Source organism: Corynebacterium sp. (assembly GCF_030530965.1).
Lineage (GTDB): Bacteria > Actinomycetota > Actinomycetes > Mycobacteriales > Mycobacteriaceae > Corynebacterium.
The window spans coordinates 40,321-55,099 of record NZ_JAUMTY010000009.1 but is presented as its reverse complement, the minus strand read 5'-3'; the positions used below and the strand labels follow the sequence as shown (position 1 = coordinate 55,099).

Genomic DNA, 14,779 nt, shown 5'->3' with positions numbered 1-14,779 from the left:
TGGGCCATCTATTTATTGAGCCATTCGACGACGCTCACCGGCAGCCCAGTCCCGTCGGGTGGTGACTCCGATGGCGCAGTGGGAGATTCCCACGACCCCGACGTCGCACGTCTATTTATCGACGCCGCCGCCATGCGATTGTCCCTCGGTTTTTCGCTCTTCTGGTGTGCGTGGCGTCCACGAATGACCGCCGGAATGATCCCCCTCTTCGGTGCCCTATGGGCCTTTACCGCGGGTTTCGCCTCGAGGGACATTGTTCTCGGGCTGGCCACACCTCAGCAGCTGATGGGCCTCGTTCTCTTCATCGTGACTGTCCTTGTCATGGTGTGGTGCTGGTTCAGCCACTTCGGGGTCAGCGCCGGCGACGTGACTGGCTCCCTGAAATCATTCAGCGCCCGGCCGGTTAAGTCCACATTTTCTGATGCCAGGGAAACGGCCCGCCTCATTGATGAGGCCAATGACGACGTTCACCGTCACGTGGGGGATCAGTAGGCCGCCTAGCAGTGCTTTTCTGCTAATGCCGGGAGCTTTGCCCGCGCCGGGGGCCTTCCCCGTGTCGGGGAGCTTGGCTTATTTCCAGCTCGGAAGCCACATATGGGCATCCCACTCCGAGCCGGACAAGGGCATGGCCACCATGAGTGGCAGGAAGTAAATAAACATTGCGACCACCGCACCCAGATAGAGGCACGCCAGGATGGAACCGGTGTCATTAATCCACAACGACTTCACACGGGCCCAGCGCGACGACGAGGCAGCGCGCATCGCCACACTTCCCGACGCTCCTACCGCGCGCGGTCGAACGCCCGACGAGCCCGGGTTCCCTGCGGCATCAGACCGCGCACCAGCCCGACGTCGGCTAGAAACCCCTTGCCGACGCCGTGACAGGTAGCCCCCAAGATGCTTGCCCAAAGCGCGGTTCTTCAAGCGCGAATCCGCAATGGACCACGAATACAGCTGGCCCAGGCACAGCGCAATGGCCATGATGAGGAAGGGGATCATATTCGTCGCGTAGAAGAAATACATCTGGCGGTCAACGTCCGTGAGCCACGGCAGGAACCCGGCCGCATAGCCGACAACCGGCACAGCCCAGCGTCGATCCTTACCCACAATCCAGCACCACGCCGCCCACGCGATGACTGGAACAGAAATCCACCAAATAATCGGCGTGCCGAAGAGCATCTGCGCGTAGTGGGTGCCGTCGTCGTGAACGGAGTCGTAGTAAATCATGGGCCGGGTAGAAGCCAACCAGGACCACGGCTTGGATTCCCACGGGTGATAATGCCCATTGGAATTGGTCAGCGTTGCATGGAACTGGAGAACTTGCTGCTGGTAATACAGCCAGTTACTCAACGGGGAGGGAACATGGTTCAGAATGCTTCCATCTTCAATAAGTCCCGATTCTTTAGCATGTCTGTACACACTGTTTTCGTCGGCAAACCATGCGCGCCACGAGAACATGTACACCGCCAGAGGAAGAATAGCTAGCGACGCAATCGCGGGGAACGTATCTCTACGCAGTGTGCCCAGCACAGGGCGTTGCACGCCGAAGCGGCGTCGTCGGGCTAAATCGGCCATGACCGACAGCAATCCGAAGAAGAAAATGTAAAAGAGACCTGACCATTTCACTCCGGTCGCCAAACCAATGCTGATTCCGGCGGCGAATCGCCACCACCGATATCCCATGCGTGGCCCCCAGGGGGAATCCGTCATCCGGTCTTCGGCGTGGACTTTCTTCATCCGGTCCTGCATCTGTTGTGCATCGCGCACCAACAGATATGCCGCCGCCACCACAAATATGCACTGGAAAACGTCCAGCATTGCCGTGCGTTGCGTGACCAGCAGGACGCCGTCGCAAATGGCGATAATGCCCGCCATGCAGGCGATCATGGTGGAATCCGCCAAGCGCTTCACGGTGCCCATAATCAGCAGGATGATGATGACGCCGCACGTCGCGGAGGCCGCCCGCCACCCGAACGCGTTGTAGCCAAAGAGCCACTCGGAAATCATTTCGATCTGCTTGCCCACGGGCGGGTGCACCACCAAGCCGTACGCGGGATTATCTTCAATCCCGCCGACGAAGGGGTTACTCCACGATCTCACCATTTGCCACGCTTGCGGCGCGTAGTGCTTTTCGTCGAAAACCGGGGCACCTTTATCCGTCGGGGAACTCAAACCGATGAACCGCGTCAAGAAGGCCAGAATGCCTATCACGATTTGGGCCCACCGGTAGGGCGAAATGAGAGGTGTCGGCGAAGAATTCCGGGCAGTCACGCAAATTAGTATGCCAGCCGTATGGGAAGCTAGACATATGAGTCAGGATAATTCGTCCTATCGCGGCGGGATCGTCGTCGCGGGAACGCCATTAGGCAATATTGACGACGCGTCGCCACGGCTGCGTCATGCCCTCGCCACCGCGGACGTTGTCGCAGCAGAAGACACCCGCCGAGCACGCAACCTTGCCAATGCGTTGGGCATCGACATCTCCGGGCATCTGGTGTCGAATTTTGACCACAATGAATCCAGCCGCGTCGATGCTCTCATCCAAGAAGCCCAGCGCGGCAGAACTGTCCTCATCATTTCCGACGCCGGTATGCCTGTGATTTCCGACCCCGGGTTCCCCGTTGTGGAACGAGCCCACGACGAGGGCATCCACGTGGGCTGTGTTCCGGGCCCATCGGCCGTGACCACCGCGCTGGCGATGTCGGGCCTACACGTCGGCACGTTCTGTTTCGACGGTTTCGTGCCGCGCAAGGCCGGGGCCCGTCGGGAGTGGTTATCGTCCTTAGGTACAGAACGCCGCGCCTGCGTGTTCTTCGAGTCGCCTCACCGCATTGAAGAGACCTTGAACGCGGCGGTGGAGATTCTCGGTGGTGATCGTCGTGCCGCTGTGTGCCGTGAACTTACCAAGCTCTATGAGGAAGTTCGTCGCGGCACGCTGGAGGACCTTGCCGCGTGGGCTGCGGAGGGGATCCGCGGTGAGATCACCGTCGTCCTGGAAGGTGCCCGTGACACGAATACTCATCCGCCGGTGGAGGAGCTCATTGACGATGTTGAAGCGCGGGTGCGGGCGGACGGCCTTCGTCTGAAGGACGCGTGCAAAGTCGTCGCTGACCAGTGGGGGATGCGGAAAAAGGATCTTTATGAGGCCGTCGTCGACGCCAGAAAGGCGAGTGAATAGGCGGTGGATAGGCGGAGCTTAATAATTGCTGAAAACTGAGTAGCAATTGAATAAAAAAGAGTCCTGTTACATAGTGGACGAATGGACCATAAGAATATCGATCCTGAAGTCATTCTTGGTGACTATGATCCCGAAGTGCTGACGGGGGAGGGGCAGCTCGGCATGTCCGACGCTACCGACGACGCTCCCACGGACTGGAGAGTCGTAGGACCCGCGGCAGCACTCGTGCTCGCCGTCATCTTGTGGGGACTCATCGCACCCAACGGGTTCGCGGAGTTCGCCTCTGACGCCCTGAGCTGGATCGTCGACAACCTTGGTTGGATGTTCGTCCTGTTCGGGACGGTCTTCGTCTTCTACATTTTGTCCATCGCGTTCTCGCGGTTCGGCTCCATCCGGTTGGGCCGCGACGATGAAGAACCCGAATTCTCGACGCCATCCTGGATTGCGATGATGTTCGCCGCCGGCATGGGAATCGGCCTGATGTTCTACGGGACGACAGAGCCGCTCACGTTCTTCCGCGAAGGTGTGCCCGGTTCCGAGCCGAAGGATCTGAACTCGGCATTTGCGTCGACGCTGTTCCACTGGACGCTGCACCCCTGGGCGATCTACGCCATCGTGGGACTAGCCATCGCCTACGGCACCTTCCGCATGGGCCGTAAACAGCTCCTGTCCTCGGCGTTCATTCCGCTCATTGGCGCGAAGAGAGCCGAAGGCTGGATGGGTAAAACCATCGACGTCTTGGCAATTTTTGCCACCGTGTTCGGTACCGCCGCATCGCTGGGTCTGGGCGCGCTCCAGATCGGCTCAGGTATGGACGAAACTGGCATCATCCACAACCCGGGTACGCCGGTGTTGGTCGGTGTCGTGGTCATCCTGTCCCTGTTCTTCCTGGCGTCCGCCGCGTCGGGCGTCGGCAAGGGAATTCAGTACATCTCGAATGCGAACATGGTCATGGCTGCCGTCCTGGGCATTTTCGTGCTGATCGTGGGCCCGACCGTCGTCATTTTGAACATGATCCCGACGGCATTCGGTAGCTACGTCCAGCAATTCTTCGAAATGGCTGCCCGAACTGCAGACACCGATAACGGTACGGCCGGTAAATGGCTGGGCACCTGGACGATCTTCTACTGGGCATGGTGGGTCTCCTGGTCACCCTTCGTCGGAATGTTCATTGCCCGCATTTCCCGCGGACGCACCATCCGCGAGTTCGTGTGCGTGGTGCTGCTCGTTCCGTCCGCAATTACGGTCGTGTGGTTCTCGATCTTCGGTGGGACGGCTGTTCACCTGGAGGAAACTGGCCGGTCTATTTGGGGCGACGGTGACTCCACTCACCAGCTGTTCTCGCTGCTCAAGACCATGCCTGGGGCGCAGATCTTCTCCATCTTGGCGATGATTCTGCTGGCTACGTTCTTCATCACCTCCGCCGACTCGGCGTCGACGGTGATGGGCTCGATGTCCCAGAACGGCCGTATTGTTGCCGACGTTCGCGTCACGTGCCTGTGGGGTGTGCTCACCGCCGCAATCGGTGTTGTGCTGCTGGTCTCCGGCGGATCGGACGCGTTGAACAACCTGCAGTCGGTCACGATTATCGCGGCGTCGCCCTTCCTCCTGATCATCATTGCGCTGATGTTTGCGCTGGTGAAAGGGTTCAGGGAAGACCCGGTCTACTTGGATCACCGTGAGCATCGACGCTTCGCGTTGAAGCTTGCTCGTGAGCGACGAGTGGAGGCGGCCCATGCGGCACGCCAACGTCGTCGCGCTGACAAGATCCGCGGTAAAGATCGCCGGTCTGAACAGACCTCTGAGCCCGCTACTGGCGATTCGTCAGACGGGCCGTCGACGGCGATGACGAGAGCTGACTAGCAGCTGACCAGCTGAACCGTGGTGACGGCCGACGAGTAGCCGTCGTCAATCAAGGAACACGAAAAGACATCACGCCTGGTGAGGAACTTGAGGCCCCACGGGCGTGATGTCTTTTATTGTCACTGCATCCAAGGAAGCGAAAAACGCCTCTTGCGCCTGGGCTAATTCGTGCTGCAGCCGGCAGTTGACGTTAAAAGGGCAGGGGTGGGGGTGCTCGCAGTCGATCACCGGGCTCGGCCCCTCGAGGAAACGGACGATCGCCCCGACGGAATAATCCTCGGCGCCGTCGACAAGAGTGATCCCCCCGCCACGGCCGCGCGTGGCGTCGATAATGCCGAACTCTGTCAGCCGCGATATGACCTTCGAAACATGGGTTCGCGGAGCATTGATCGCTTCGGCGACCTCGCGGGCTGTTGTCCGCGCATTCCCTGACCGCGTCATATGCATGAGGGCACGTAAACCGAGATCAGAGAACTTCGTAAGATTCACAGTCTCAGCGTAGCGCCACGGGCCAGGGCCAAAAAATACGAGAACCGGCCCGATGTTCACGCGCGGTCCATGTGATTTGTTGTGTGAATGACCGCGTGGTTTCTGTGATCAACGCGGCATTGGCGCCGCCGCTACCAGCGTAAAGTCGACGTTTTTGCCATGATTTCGGCCCATTCAGCGTCGGGAGTGGAGTCAATGGTGATCCCGCCGCCGGTGCCTAGAATCAGCTCGCCATTCACCCATTCCGCGGTGCGGATGGCCACATTCGCCACGAGATTTCCCCAGTTCATCCCCACCGTTCCGCAATGAATACCGCGCGGTACCGGCTCCCACTCGGCCAGATATTCCCGCGCCCGTAACTTCGGTGTGCCCGTCACCGACGCCGGCGGGAAACAGGCATTAATAATGCGGGAATCCCGCGCCGGCGACACATCGTCCACCTGCCCAGACACCGTCGACACGAGATGCCACACCCCCGGTGCTGGCACGACCTCCAACAACGAGGGCACGGTCACGTCCTTGCACACGCGGCTGAGGTCATTGCGGACGAGGTCAACAATCATGATGTTCTCCGCAACATCCTTCCTGCTCCGCGCTAGTTCCCCAGGATCGCGATCGATGGGAATAGTTCCTTTAATTGGCGACGACCACACCGTGGAGCCCCTGCGTTCCAGAAACAGTTCGGGGCTCAGCGAGGCGATGGCGCGGTCATGGGTCGCTAGGAACATGGCGTACCTGGGGTGGGTGCGGTGGACGGTCGAGAGCCACCACCGGGCGGCCTCGGCGCGCGACGTCATTGGTGTCCGGAACTGAGCGGAGATGCACGCTTGGTAGACCTCCCCGGCGCGAATGGCGTCCAGGCAGCTGAGGACACCCCGGCGATGTGCTTCACGGTCGCCAGCGCTCCAGTGCGTGGGTACGGAGAGTTCTTCAGCGGAGTGATGGTGGCGACGATGATCCGCCGTAGCGAGAATATCCTCAGCCCAATCGGAGTCGCCATTGGTGAACCATTCCCCGTCGCGTCGCCAGATCACCTGGTGAGCGGTAACGCCCGCGGCATACACCGTGGGGTCGGGGTACGAGATGAAACCAAACCGAACGCCCTTGCGGGGATCAGAAGCAGCGAAAACGCCAGGTGGGGGCGTTAACGCGTCGTCCGGATCGCAGTACGCGCATAACGCATCCGGCGCGATGACGGCCTCGAGCCCACCCCAGGCACCGATAGCCATCGCGGGGAGGTCGCCGTCGATAAGAAGTGATACACCCACATCGACGGGGTCCAGCGAGTTGTAACCAAGGCGTGTGACGGAAGCGGAGTCGTCGTGAGCCGCGTCGAAGATGCCGGGGAGCATAAAAATACTGTAACTGCCGGCGTGGACGTCGGCCTGAACTGCCGGCGTGGACGTCGGCCTGAACTGCCGGTGGGGACGTCGGAGGCCTACGACGAGCGCTAAGCGAGCACTAAGACTGCCCTTCATGTCGGTAAAATTTGCAGCGCGATGTAGCCTAGACGGTATGTCTGCACCCATACTTACGTCTGTCGCCTGGCCCTATGCCAATGGGCCCCGCCACATCGGACACGTCGCCGGTTTTGGTGTTCCCTCCGACGTTTTTGCCCGTTACCAGCGAATGCGTGGGCGCGACGTACTCATGGTCTCCGGCACTGATGAGCACGGAACTCCGCTTTTGGTTCAGGCGGAAAAAGAAGGCGTCAGTGTGCAGCAACTTGCCGATACGTACAACAAGCAAATCGTTGAAGACCTGGCCGGGCTCGGTCTGTCCTATGACCTCTTTACCAGGACGACGACGCGTAACCACTACGCCATCGTCCAGGAGCTTTTCACGACGCTGTACTCCAACGGCTACATGGTGAAGCAAACAACCCTGGGCGCTATTAGCCCGTCGACGGGGCGCACCCTTCCCGACCGCTACATCGAAGGCACCTGCCCGATCTGTGGCGCACCTGGCGCGCGTGGCGATCAGTGTGATACATGCGGCAACCAGCTGGACCCCGCCGACCTGATCGATCCTGTCTCGAAGATCAATGGCGAAACACCGAAGTTCGTGGAAACCGAGCACTTTTTGCTCGATCTGCCCGCACTCGCGGACGCGCTGGGGGAGTGGCTCGAATCCCGCCAGGACTGGCGGCCCAACGTCCTCAAGTTCTCGCTGAACATCTTGAAGGACATCAAGCCCCGCGCGATGACACGCGACATCGACTGGGGTGTTCCCGTCCCCCTCGAAGGATGGGCCGATAACAAGTTCAAGAAACTCTATGTGTGGTTCGACGCCGTTGTCGGATACCTGTCTGCGTCCATCGAGTGGGCTCATCGCATCGGGGATCCCGACGCGTGGAAAAAGTGGTGGACCAACCCTGAGGCCAAGTCCTACTACTTCATGGGTAAGGACAACATCACCTTCCACTCGCAGATTTGGCCCGCTGAAATGCTCGGATACCGTGGCCTGGGATCACGCGGGGGCACCGAAGGCAAGTTGGGTGACCTTCAATTGCCGACGGAAGTTGTGTCGTCCGAATACCTCACCATGTCGGGATCGAAGTTCTCGTCGTCTAAGGGCGTGGTCATCTACGTGCAGGACTTCCTCCGCGAATTTGGCCCCGACCCGTTGCGCTACTTCATTGCCGTCGCCGGGCCGGAAAACAACGATACGGACTTCACCTGGGACGAATTCGTCCGACGCAACAACAATGAGCTAGCCAACTCGTGGGGCAACTTGATCAACCGCACGGTGTCTATGGCGGCGAAGAACTTCGGTGAAGTCCCTGATATTTCCGGGCTTGAGCTCACTGATGACGATAACGCTCTCCTCGACCTCGCGGAGAAAACTTTCGACGTCGTTGCGGACAACATCGAACATTCGCGTTTCCGCGCCGGGATTAACGAAGCCATGCATGTGGTCGGCGAGGCCAATGCCTACATCGCTGCTCAGGAGCCGTGGAAACTGGCCAAGGATGAGGACCAGCGTGACCGTCTGGCCGTCGTTCTGCACACGGCGTTGCAGGTCGTGTCCGACTGCAATGTGCTGCTCACCCCCTATTTGCCGCACGCTGCGCAGAAGGTTCATGAAACCTTGGGACGTACCGGCGAGTGGGCGGCCATGCCGCGAATCGACGAAGTGACGGATGACACCCCGGTTGAGCTCATGGGGGTTGGCCTTCCCGAGGAAGGGCGAACCTACCACGTGATCACCGGTGAGTATTCCCACCAGCAAGCAGCTTGGAAGCGCATCCCCATCGAAGCCGGCACGGCGCTGAAGAAACCGAAGCCGATCTTCGCGAAACTGGACCCCGAGTTGGCAGAAACCGGCCCGGAGTGGGCGCCCGTCGTCCACTAAGCCGGGAGTCTGTCCCTGCTAGCGGGGATTCTCTCCCTGCTGGACGCGCCGTCTTCACCTATGGTGGGGGTCATGAGCTCTTCTCAAACAGTAACTATCCCTAACACCATGCACGCGATCCGGGTATCCCACACGGGAGGCGCGGACGTCCTGGAATACAAGGATGACGTCCCCGTTCCCCAGCCCGGCCCCGGCGAGGTTCTGGTGAAGATCGACGCAGCCGGCGTCAACTACATCGACAGCTACTTCCGCGAGGGAATTTACCCCACGGACATGCCCTACACACCAGGCGTCGAGGGCGTTGGGCGCGTCGTTGCCAAGGGGGAGGATAATGGCGACGCTTCCTCCTCGGGCGAATTATCCGTCGGAGATCGCGTCGCTTTCTACAACACGAACTGCTCGTACGCGGAATACGCGGCGGTGCCCGCGTCGGCAGCCGTGGCTATCGAGGAAACAATCGACGATCCGACGGCCGCGTCGTTAATGACGCAGGGGATTACTGCCCATTACCTTTCCGACGGCTGCTACTCGCTGGGCGAGGGCGACACGTGCGTCATTACCGCGGGCTCGGGTGGCGTCGGTTTGCTTCTGACGCAGATGGCGAAAGCGCGGGGAGCCACTGTCATCAGCATCACCTCTACGGAGGAAAAGGCGCAGCTCTCGCGGGATAATGGCGCTGATTACACCATTAATTACGACGACTACTCCCCGGAGAAAATCCGTGAGTTGACGGATGGGCGTGGTGCGGACGTCGTGTATGACGGCGTGGGGAAGACCACGTTTGATACGTCCATTCATTCGCTACGGCCGACGGGAACGATGGTGCTGTTTGGTGCGGCGTCTGGCCCGGTGCCGCCGATTGATCCGCAACTGTTGAATGAGGCGGGTTCGGTCTTCCTGACCCGGCCGAGCATTAAGGACTGGACTTCGCGCCCGGGTGAACTGCAATCGCGCGTTCAAGCGGTTGTTGGAATGGTGGCCAATGGCTCAGTGAAGTTCCGCATTGGAGGGACGTTCCCGCTCTCTGAGGCACGCACAGCTCATGAGCAGCTGCAGGCGCGGAAGACCACGGGATCGTTGGTGCTTATCCCTTAGTTTCGCGTGAGCACTGCAACGAGGAATGTGCTGGTCTCGTCGTAGGGATCAGCATTCCACGACGAAAACAGGTGCTGTGCTGTGAGGCCGGCGGCGTCAGCGTCGGCAAGAAATTGTTGGGCCGTGTATCCCCGGTCGAGGGCGAAGCCAAGGACCATCCGACCGCCGTCGGCAAGTCGGCTCGATAGGTTTGCGACAGCAGTTGCGCGCTGGTCGGGGGCGATGAAGGGGAACACGTTTCCGGCCGAGTAAATAATGTCGAACGGACCCTCGGGGAAGTCCTGGGGGTCGGGGGATTCGTCGCCTAAATCGGCAACATGCCAGTCGCCATCGGGCAGGCGGTTCTGTGCCACCGACACCAAGTAGGGGTCAACATCCACGCCCGTGACGGAGTGCCCTTTCTCGAGCAGGTACGCTCCTACTCTTCCGGTGCCGGCCCCGGCGTCGAGCATCCGGGAGCCGCGCTGGGCCAACGCGTCAATGAGGCGTGCCTCGCCGTCGATATCCCTCCCTTGAGCGACAAAAATATCCCACCGCTTTGCATAGCGATGGGAGTGGTCAGGGTTGGCAGCAACAATGTCATTCCACGTAGGCATGACATTCAGGATAGCGCTGGCTGTTATCCGCGAGCTAGTGCGCCTAAGCCAGTGCGCCCATAGGATCCCACGCGGGCAGGACATGGGGTTCCTTGCTCAACGCATCCTGGTATTCCTTGGGCAGCCGCGACTTCGGAACAGCGATTTCGTACACGTTTTCGGAGAACCAGGAATCGTCCATCGTCCAGAAACCCTTGTCGGCCTTATCCGGGCCCCACGAATTTTCGACGCGCCACCGGCGGGGACGAACGGTCTCCGGGAGATCGTCGGACGAAGTAACAGTGGTCGGGTCGAAATCGTCGTTGGCATCGTCGACAAGATCAACCCCGGTGAACACCATGGCGTGAGTCATCATGGAATCGCCGGACAGCAGCCGGTCTTCCTTGGACATCGAGAGGTCCACACCGTAGAGATCGTCGTAATCGTACAGGTCGAGTGACCAATACCCCTGGTCGGCGTTCGATTGCGCCAGCGTGTCGCACCCGAACCACACAGGGTTGCCATCAACCAGCGCACCCACAGCAGCTTTCTTCAGCACCTCGATAGGCGCATTGAGGTACGTGACCGGCTTCGCGCCGACAACATTGCCCAGGTACTCGACGGTAAATGTGTCACCGTACGGGCTGGTCGAGCGCGGATCATTCACGACGCAGGCATAGTCGTCGAGGTCGCTGGGGAGGTAGACCGCGGCGAACTCCTGCGGCGTCATCGTGCCCTTCCGCACGAACTCGTTATCCTTCGTGCGGTATTGCCACACAAATTTCTCCGGCGGCACACCGAGATGGATGGTGAGAATGCGGTAAACGCTGGTCATGGTCTCGTCATGAATGGCCTTGACCGCGTCGCTATCCGCATTGTGCTCGTTGTCCTCTGCGACGGCATTGCGGATGTGCGTCGCGCCGGCGCGCAGAACCGACGCCAAGTCGCGGTTCATATGCCGCGTGTTAGAACTCGATTGCGTTTCCGGCATTGCGTATTGCGGAACAACACCATATTTGTTGATCAAAGCGACAAACATATTCCATTGGCCACCGTCGTCAATGGGTGCCTGCAAAAGATGCTGAATAGTCCGATCCTCGATAGGGCGATCGGCTAATTCGCGCATGGCGGTGAGGAAATAATTGGCTTTCTCTAGCTTGTCATAAAAAGAAACATAGTTTTGAGAAAGCTCGAAGTCTTTAATTCCAGTTTCTGACATGACGTTGCCGCGCATGGAATTAAGTCCCGAGAAAATCCAGCACCGGCCAGATTTCTTTTGATTAGCGACGGCCCATGTATCGGTTTTGTGCGAAACAGAATGGTCGAGGGAGATCACGCGCTGGCGGTTGAGAGCGACTTTATCGACGTCGGTCGTGGTGACCGCGTTCATCGCGATTCGGGCTGATGAGTCGGAGGCCACTGCCTCAGAGAGACTTGCGACGGCTTGAGGAGCCAGAACGCCGGTGTTGCGCGAGGAATACTGCGGTGCCGGGGTGTTGTGGTTGTCAGAGGAAGTCATAGGTGTCCTTGTCATAGTTGGTGGTTGGTGCGGGAATCCTGCGTGATGTGCAGCGGGTTAGACCATGGAATCCCACAGAGGAAGGACAGTGGGTTCGTCGTCGAGGTGTGCGCGAAGCTCGTCGGGCAGCTCGTCGCGATGAACCACAATGTGGAACACACTCTCGTTGAACCAGGAATCGGCCATCGTTCCGTAGCCCTTACCAGCGATTTCTTTATGCTCCTTGTGGTGCTTGGTTCCCCACGAGTTCTCCACACGCCACCGACGGGGAGTGTCGGAATCGGTGTCGAAATCTACGCCGGTGAAGACCATCGCGTGGGTCAACCGGGACTCGGCGGTCAGCATGCGGTCAGCCTTTGTCGTTGTGGTGGTGATGCCGTAGAGCTGGTCCAGCTGGATCAGATCGGCGTCCCACACTCCGAGGTCCGCCCGGAACTGGCGGTTGACGTCGCACGAGAAAAACACCGGCTTGTCTTTGCGGAGGCGCTCAATGGCCAGCGACTTCATGGTGTCCAGATCCACGTTGAGATAGGTGAAGTCCTCCGTGCCCCACATGTCATTTTGGAACTGGGTTGTGTACCGATGTCCGACGGGCACATCCGCGCGCGGATCGTGCGCAATGTTGACGTAATTGTCCAGGTCATCGGGCAAGAATTCCTGCGCAAACTGCTGCGGTGTGTAGGTACCACCGCGGTGGAAGGTGTTGTCTTTGTCGCGATACTGCCAGACAAATTCGGTGGGTGGAACACCGAGGTGAATGGATAGCACGCGGTGAACGTCGCGAAGTGCGGAGGCAATGATGCCATTCGGGTCAAAGCCCTCAGTGTGGGTATCGCGCTCCGTGTCCAGCGCGTCCCGCAGCTGAAGAGCGGCTTTACGCACAATGGTGTTTAACGCCCGATCCATGTGAGAGGTCGAAGAACTCGACTGTGTTTCCGGCATGACATATTTGGGAACAACACCATATTTCTTCACCAAATTAACGACGTAACTCCACTGGCCGCCGTCGCTGACGGTGAAAGTAAATAATGTATCAATGGCGCGATCGCGTAATTCTTGTGGTGAGCCAGTATGTGACGGGCTATCCGCTGATGTTATGGAACCGTCATACAGTCCCGCGACGGAACGCAAGAAGTAATTCGCTTTTTCGAACTTATCGAAAAATTGAAGATAAGACTCCGAGAATTCAAAATCTTCAAGATTAAGGGAACGCGCGATATCGTGACGGAAAACATTCAACGCCGCGAACATCCAGCACCGGCCGGATTGCTTCTGATCGGTCACCTTTAAGGAATCGAGCTTTATTTCTGACGATTCATCTAATGCGACGACGGCGTCCCTGTTCAGAGCAACATGATCGACATCGGTGGTGGTCACGGCGTTCATCGCGACGCGGTGGGTGGGGTCGTCGGCAATATTGGCACGAAGCTCAGATAGGCGTGTATCTGACAGCGCAGTCAATAGTGAGGTAGACGAAGATTCGGTCATGCTTGTCTCCTTAGCAATGCGGTTCAGCAATACAGTTCAGCAATGTGGCTCGACATAGCGTTTCACACATGGGTTACAGATGTGCCACGAACACGGTGTGCTCGGGCGTTGTGTGTGATGTGTGAACATAGTAGGGGACGGGGACATGACTGTTCACGTCCAGCCCACTGGATTAGTTAGCCTAAAGGTATGAGCAAGAAGCGTCGCCCTGAACCGAAACCGCCCGAATTCCTGCCGCACCTTGTGGACGCTCATACCCATTTATGGGCCACCGGAGCCCATGATGCAGCCGGGATTTCGGAGCTGATGACCCGAGCCGCCGGCAGTGGCGTGGAATGGGTGTGCACTGTAGGCGACGGATTAGACGAAGCCGAGAAAGCCCTCGAGGCCGCCCATCTCCATCCCGATGTTGTCGCAGCGTGTGCCATCCACCCGACGCGAGCCGGCGAGCTGACCGACAGCGTGCGCGCCCGAATCGAAGAGATGGCTGAGGATCCCCGCTGTGTCGCGGTCGGGGAGACCGGGCTGGATTATTACTGGTTGGGCAAGCTCGACGAGTGTGCCGATAAGGACACCCAGCGCGAGGCCCTGCGCTGGCACGCGGACCTGGCGCGGCGGGTTAATAAACCGCTCATGATCCACAATCGTGAGGGCGACGAGGACTTGCTGGCCATTCTCGCCGATTACGGTGACGATCTCACGGTGATGCTGCACTGCTTTTCGTCCCCACTGGGCGTCGCCGAGGAAGCGCTGAGCCGGGGATACATTTTGTCCTTCGCGGGGAACTCGACATTTAAACGTAACGACGAACTTCGCGAAGCGGCCCGCCGCGCCCCCGTGGGTCAGATCACGGTAGAGACCGACGCGCCCTATATGACTCCGGAGCCATTCCGCGGTGCGAAGAACGAATCGGCATATGTCGGCTACACGGCCCGTCGGTTGGCTGAGGTGAGAGGGGAGACGCCTGAGGAGTTTGCCCTCCACACAGGCCAGACCGCGGCGAGGATTTTCGGGGTGGATCGCTCTAGCTCGGAGGACTAATTTCGGGCGATCGGCCCTGATTTTCTGTGTCCTCCATCACAAATCGAGGGTGTTGGTTCCAAGGCTAAGTTCAGCATATGGCCAGCTCATAGCCACAAAATCTGCCAAATGTTACGAAAGTGTCACAAGTGATGGCAACTTTTGGTTACGGATCCGTTGCTTCACCCCCATCTAGTT

11 protein-coding genes and 1 pseudogene are annotated in these 14,779 nt (G+C 59.1%); 6 read left to right on the top strand and 6 right to left on the bottom strand.

Annotated features, from left to right (window positions below):
* Positions 1-492: pseudogene (locus tag Q3981_RS03300) on the top strand (hypothetical protein); the annotation flags it as partial.
* Between the two features lie 78 nt (positions 493-570).
* Here Q3981_RS03300 and Q3981_RS03295 read toward each other — a convergent pair.
* Positions 571-2,271, bottom strand: a complete 1,701-nt coding sequence (locus tag Q3981_RS03295; protein ID WP_303123873.1) for a dolichyl-phosphate-mannose--protein mannosyltransferase — start codon at positions 2,269-2,271, stop codon at positions 571-573.
* 37 nt (positions 2,272-2,308) lie between these two features.
* Between Q3981_RS03295 and rsmI the strand changes: the two genes are divergently transcribed.
* Together rsmI and Q3981_RS03285 are read left to right on the top strand one after the other, a co-directional pair.
* Positions 2,309-3,178: a 16S rRNA (cytidine(1402)-2'-O)-methyltransferase gene (rsmI, locus tag Q3981_RS03290; protein WP_303123871.1), complete on the top strand. Its 870-nt coding sequence runs from the start codon at positions 2,309-2,311 to the stop codon at positions 3,176-3,178.
* Between the two features lie 162 nt (positions 3,179-3,340).
* Positions 3,341-5,041: a BCCT family transporter gene (locus Q3981_RS03285; RefSeq protein ID WP_303123877.1), complete on the top strand. Its 1,701-nt coding sequence runs from the start codon at positions 3,341-3,343 to the stop codon at positions 5,039-5,041.
* A 69-nt stretch (positions 5,042-5,110) separates the two neighbouring features.
* Here Q3981_RS03285 and Q3981_RS03280 read toward each other — a convergent pair whose 3' ends face one another.
* Positions 5,111-5,530 carry an Rrf2 family transcriptional regulator gene (locus Q3981_RS03280; RefSeq protein ID WP_303123869.1) on the bottom strand — a complete coding sequence of 140 codons (420 nt, stop codon included), beginning with the start codon at positions 5,528-5,530 and terminating at the stop codon, positions 5,111-5,113.
* A gap of 131 nt (positions 5,531-5,661) precedes the next feature.
* The gene (locus Q3981_RS03275) at positions 5,662-7,008 is read right to left on the bottom strand and encodes an aminodeoxychorismate synthase component I (RefSeq protein ID WP_303123867.1); all 1,347 of its coding nucleotides are present in this window, start codon (positions 7,006-7,008) and stop codon (positions 5,662-5,664) included.
* 37 nt (positions 7,009-7,045) lie between these two features.
* Between Q3981_RS03275 and metG the strand changes: the two genes are divergently transcribed.
* Positions 7,046-8,884, top strand: a complete 1,839-nt coding sequence (gene metG, locus Q3981_RS03270) for a methionine--tRNA ligase (RefSeq protein WP_303123865.1) — start codon at positions 7,046-7,048, stop codon at positions 8,882-8,884.
* Between the two features lie 72 nt (positions 8,885-8,956).
* Positions 8,957-9,979, top strand: a complete 1,023-nt coding sequence (locus tag Q3981_RS03265; RefSeq protein ID WP_303123863.1) for a quinone oxidoreductase — start codon at positions 8,957-8,959, stop codon at positions 9,977-9,979.
* On the opposite strand, the gene Q3981_RS03260 is transcribed toward Q3981_RS03265, so the two are convergent.
* The 3 genes from Q3981_RS03260 to Q3981_RS03250 are packed head-to-tail and all read right to left on the bottom strand — an operon-like array spanning position 9,976 to position 13,561.
* Positions 9,976-10,575 (bottom strand): class I SAM-dependent methyltransferase, encoded by a 600-nt coding sequence (locus tag Q3981_RS03260; RefSeq protein ID WP_303123860.1) that lies wholly within the window; start codon positions 10,573-10,575, stop codon positions 9,976-9,978. The genes Q3981_RS03265 and Q3981_RS03260 overlap by 4 nt on opposite strands.
* A 43-nt stretch (positions 10,576-10,618) precedes the next feature.
* The gene (locus tag Q3981_RS03255) at positions 10,619-12,073 is read right to left on the bottom strand and encodes an aminopeptidase C (RefSeq protein WP_303123858.1); all 1,455 of its coding nucleotides are present in this window, start codon (positions 12,071-12,073) and stop codon (positions 10,619-10,621) included.
* Between the two features lie 57 nt (positions 12,074-12,130).
* Positions 12,131-13,561 (bottom strand): aminopeptidase C, encoded by a 1,431-nt coding sequence (locus Q3981_RS03250; protein ID WP_303123856.1) that lies wholly within the window; start codon positions 13,559-13,561, stop codon positions 12,131-12,133.
* Between the two features lie 189 nt (positions 13,562-13,750).
* Between Q3981_RS03250 and Q3981_RS03245 the strand changes: the two genes are divergently transcribed.
* Entirely contained in the window at positions 13,751-14,602 is an 852-nt protein-coding gene (locus Q3981_RS03245) for a TatD family hydrolase (RefSeq protein ID WP_303123854.1), read from the top strand.
* The last annotated feature ends 177 nt before the right edge of the window (positions 14,603-14,779 follow it).

What these genes read in the sequence shown, in the direction of transcription:
- Q3981_RS03255 (WP_303123858.1), bottom strand. Translation starts at nt 12,073, where the DNA reads ATGACTTCCTCTGACAACCACAACACCCCGGCACCGCAGTATTCCTCG.
- Q3981_RS03285 (WP_303123877.1), top strand. Translation starts at nt 3,341, where the DNA reads ATGTCCGACGCTACCGACGACGCTCCCACGGACTGGAGAGTCGTAGGA.
- Q3981_RS03260 (WP_303123860.1), bottom strand. Translation starts at nt 10,575, where the DNA reads ATGCCTACGTGGAATGACATTGTTGCTGCCAACCCTGACCACTCCCAT.
- Q3981_RS03265 (WP_303123863.1), top strand. Translation starts at nt 8,957, where the DNA reads ATGAGCTCTTCTCAAACAGTAACTATCCCTAACACCATGCACGCGATC.
- Q3981_RS03250 (WP_303123856.1), bottom strand. Translation starts at nt 13,561, where the DNA reads ATGACCGAATCTTCGTCTACCTCACTATTGACTGCGCTGTCAGATACA.
- Q3981_RS03275 (WP_303123867.1), bottom strand. Translation starts at nt 7,008, where the DNA reads ATGAAGGGCAGTCTTAGTGCTCGCTTAGCGCTCGTCGTAGGCCTCCGA.
- Q3981_RS03245 (WP_303123854.1), top strand. Translation starts at nt 13,751, where the DNA reads ATGAGCAAGAAGCGTCGCCCTGAACCGAAACCGCCCGAATTCCTGCCG.
- rsmI (WP_303123871.1), top strand. Translation starts at nt 2,309, where the DNA reads ATGAGTCAGGATAATTCGTCCTATCGCGGCGGGATCGTCGTCGCGGGA.
- metG (WP_303123865.1), top strand. Translation starts at nt 7,046, where the DNA reads ATGTCTGCACCCATACTTACGTCTGTCGCCTGGCCCTATGCCAATGGG.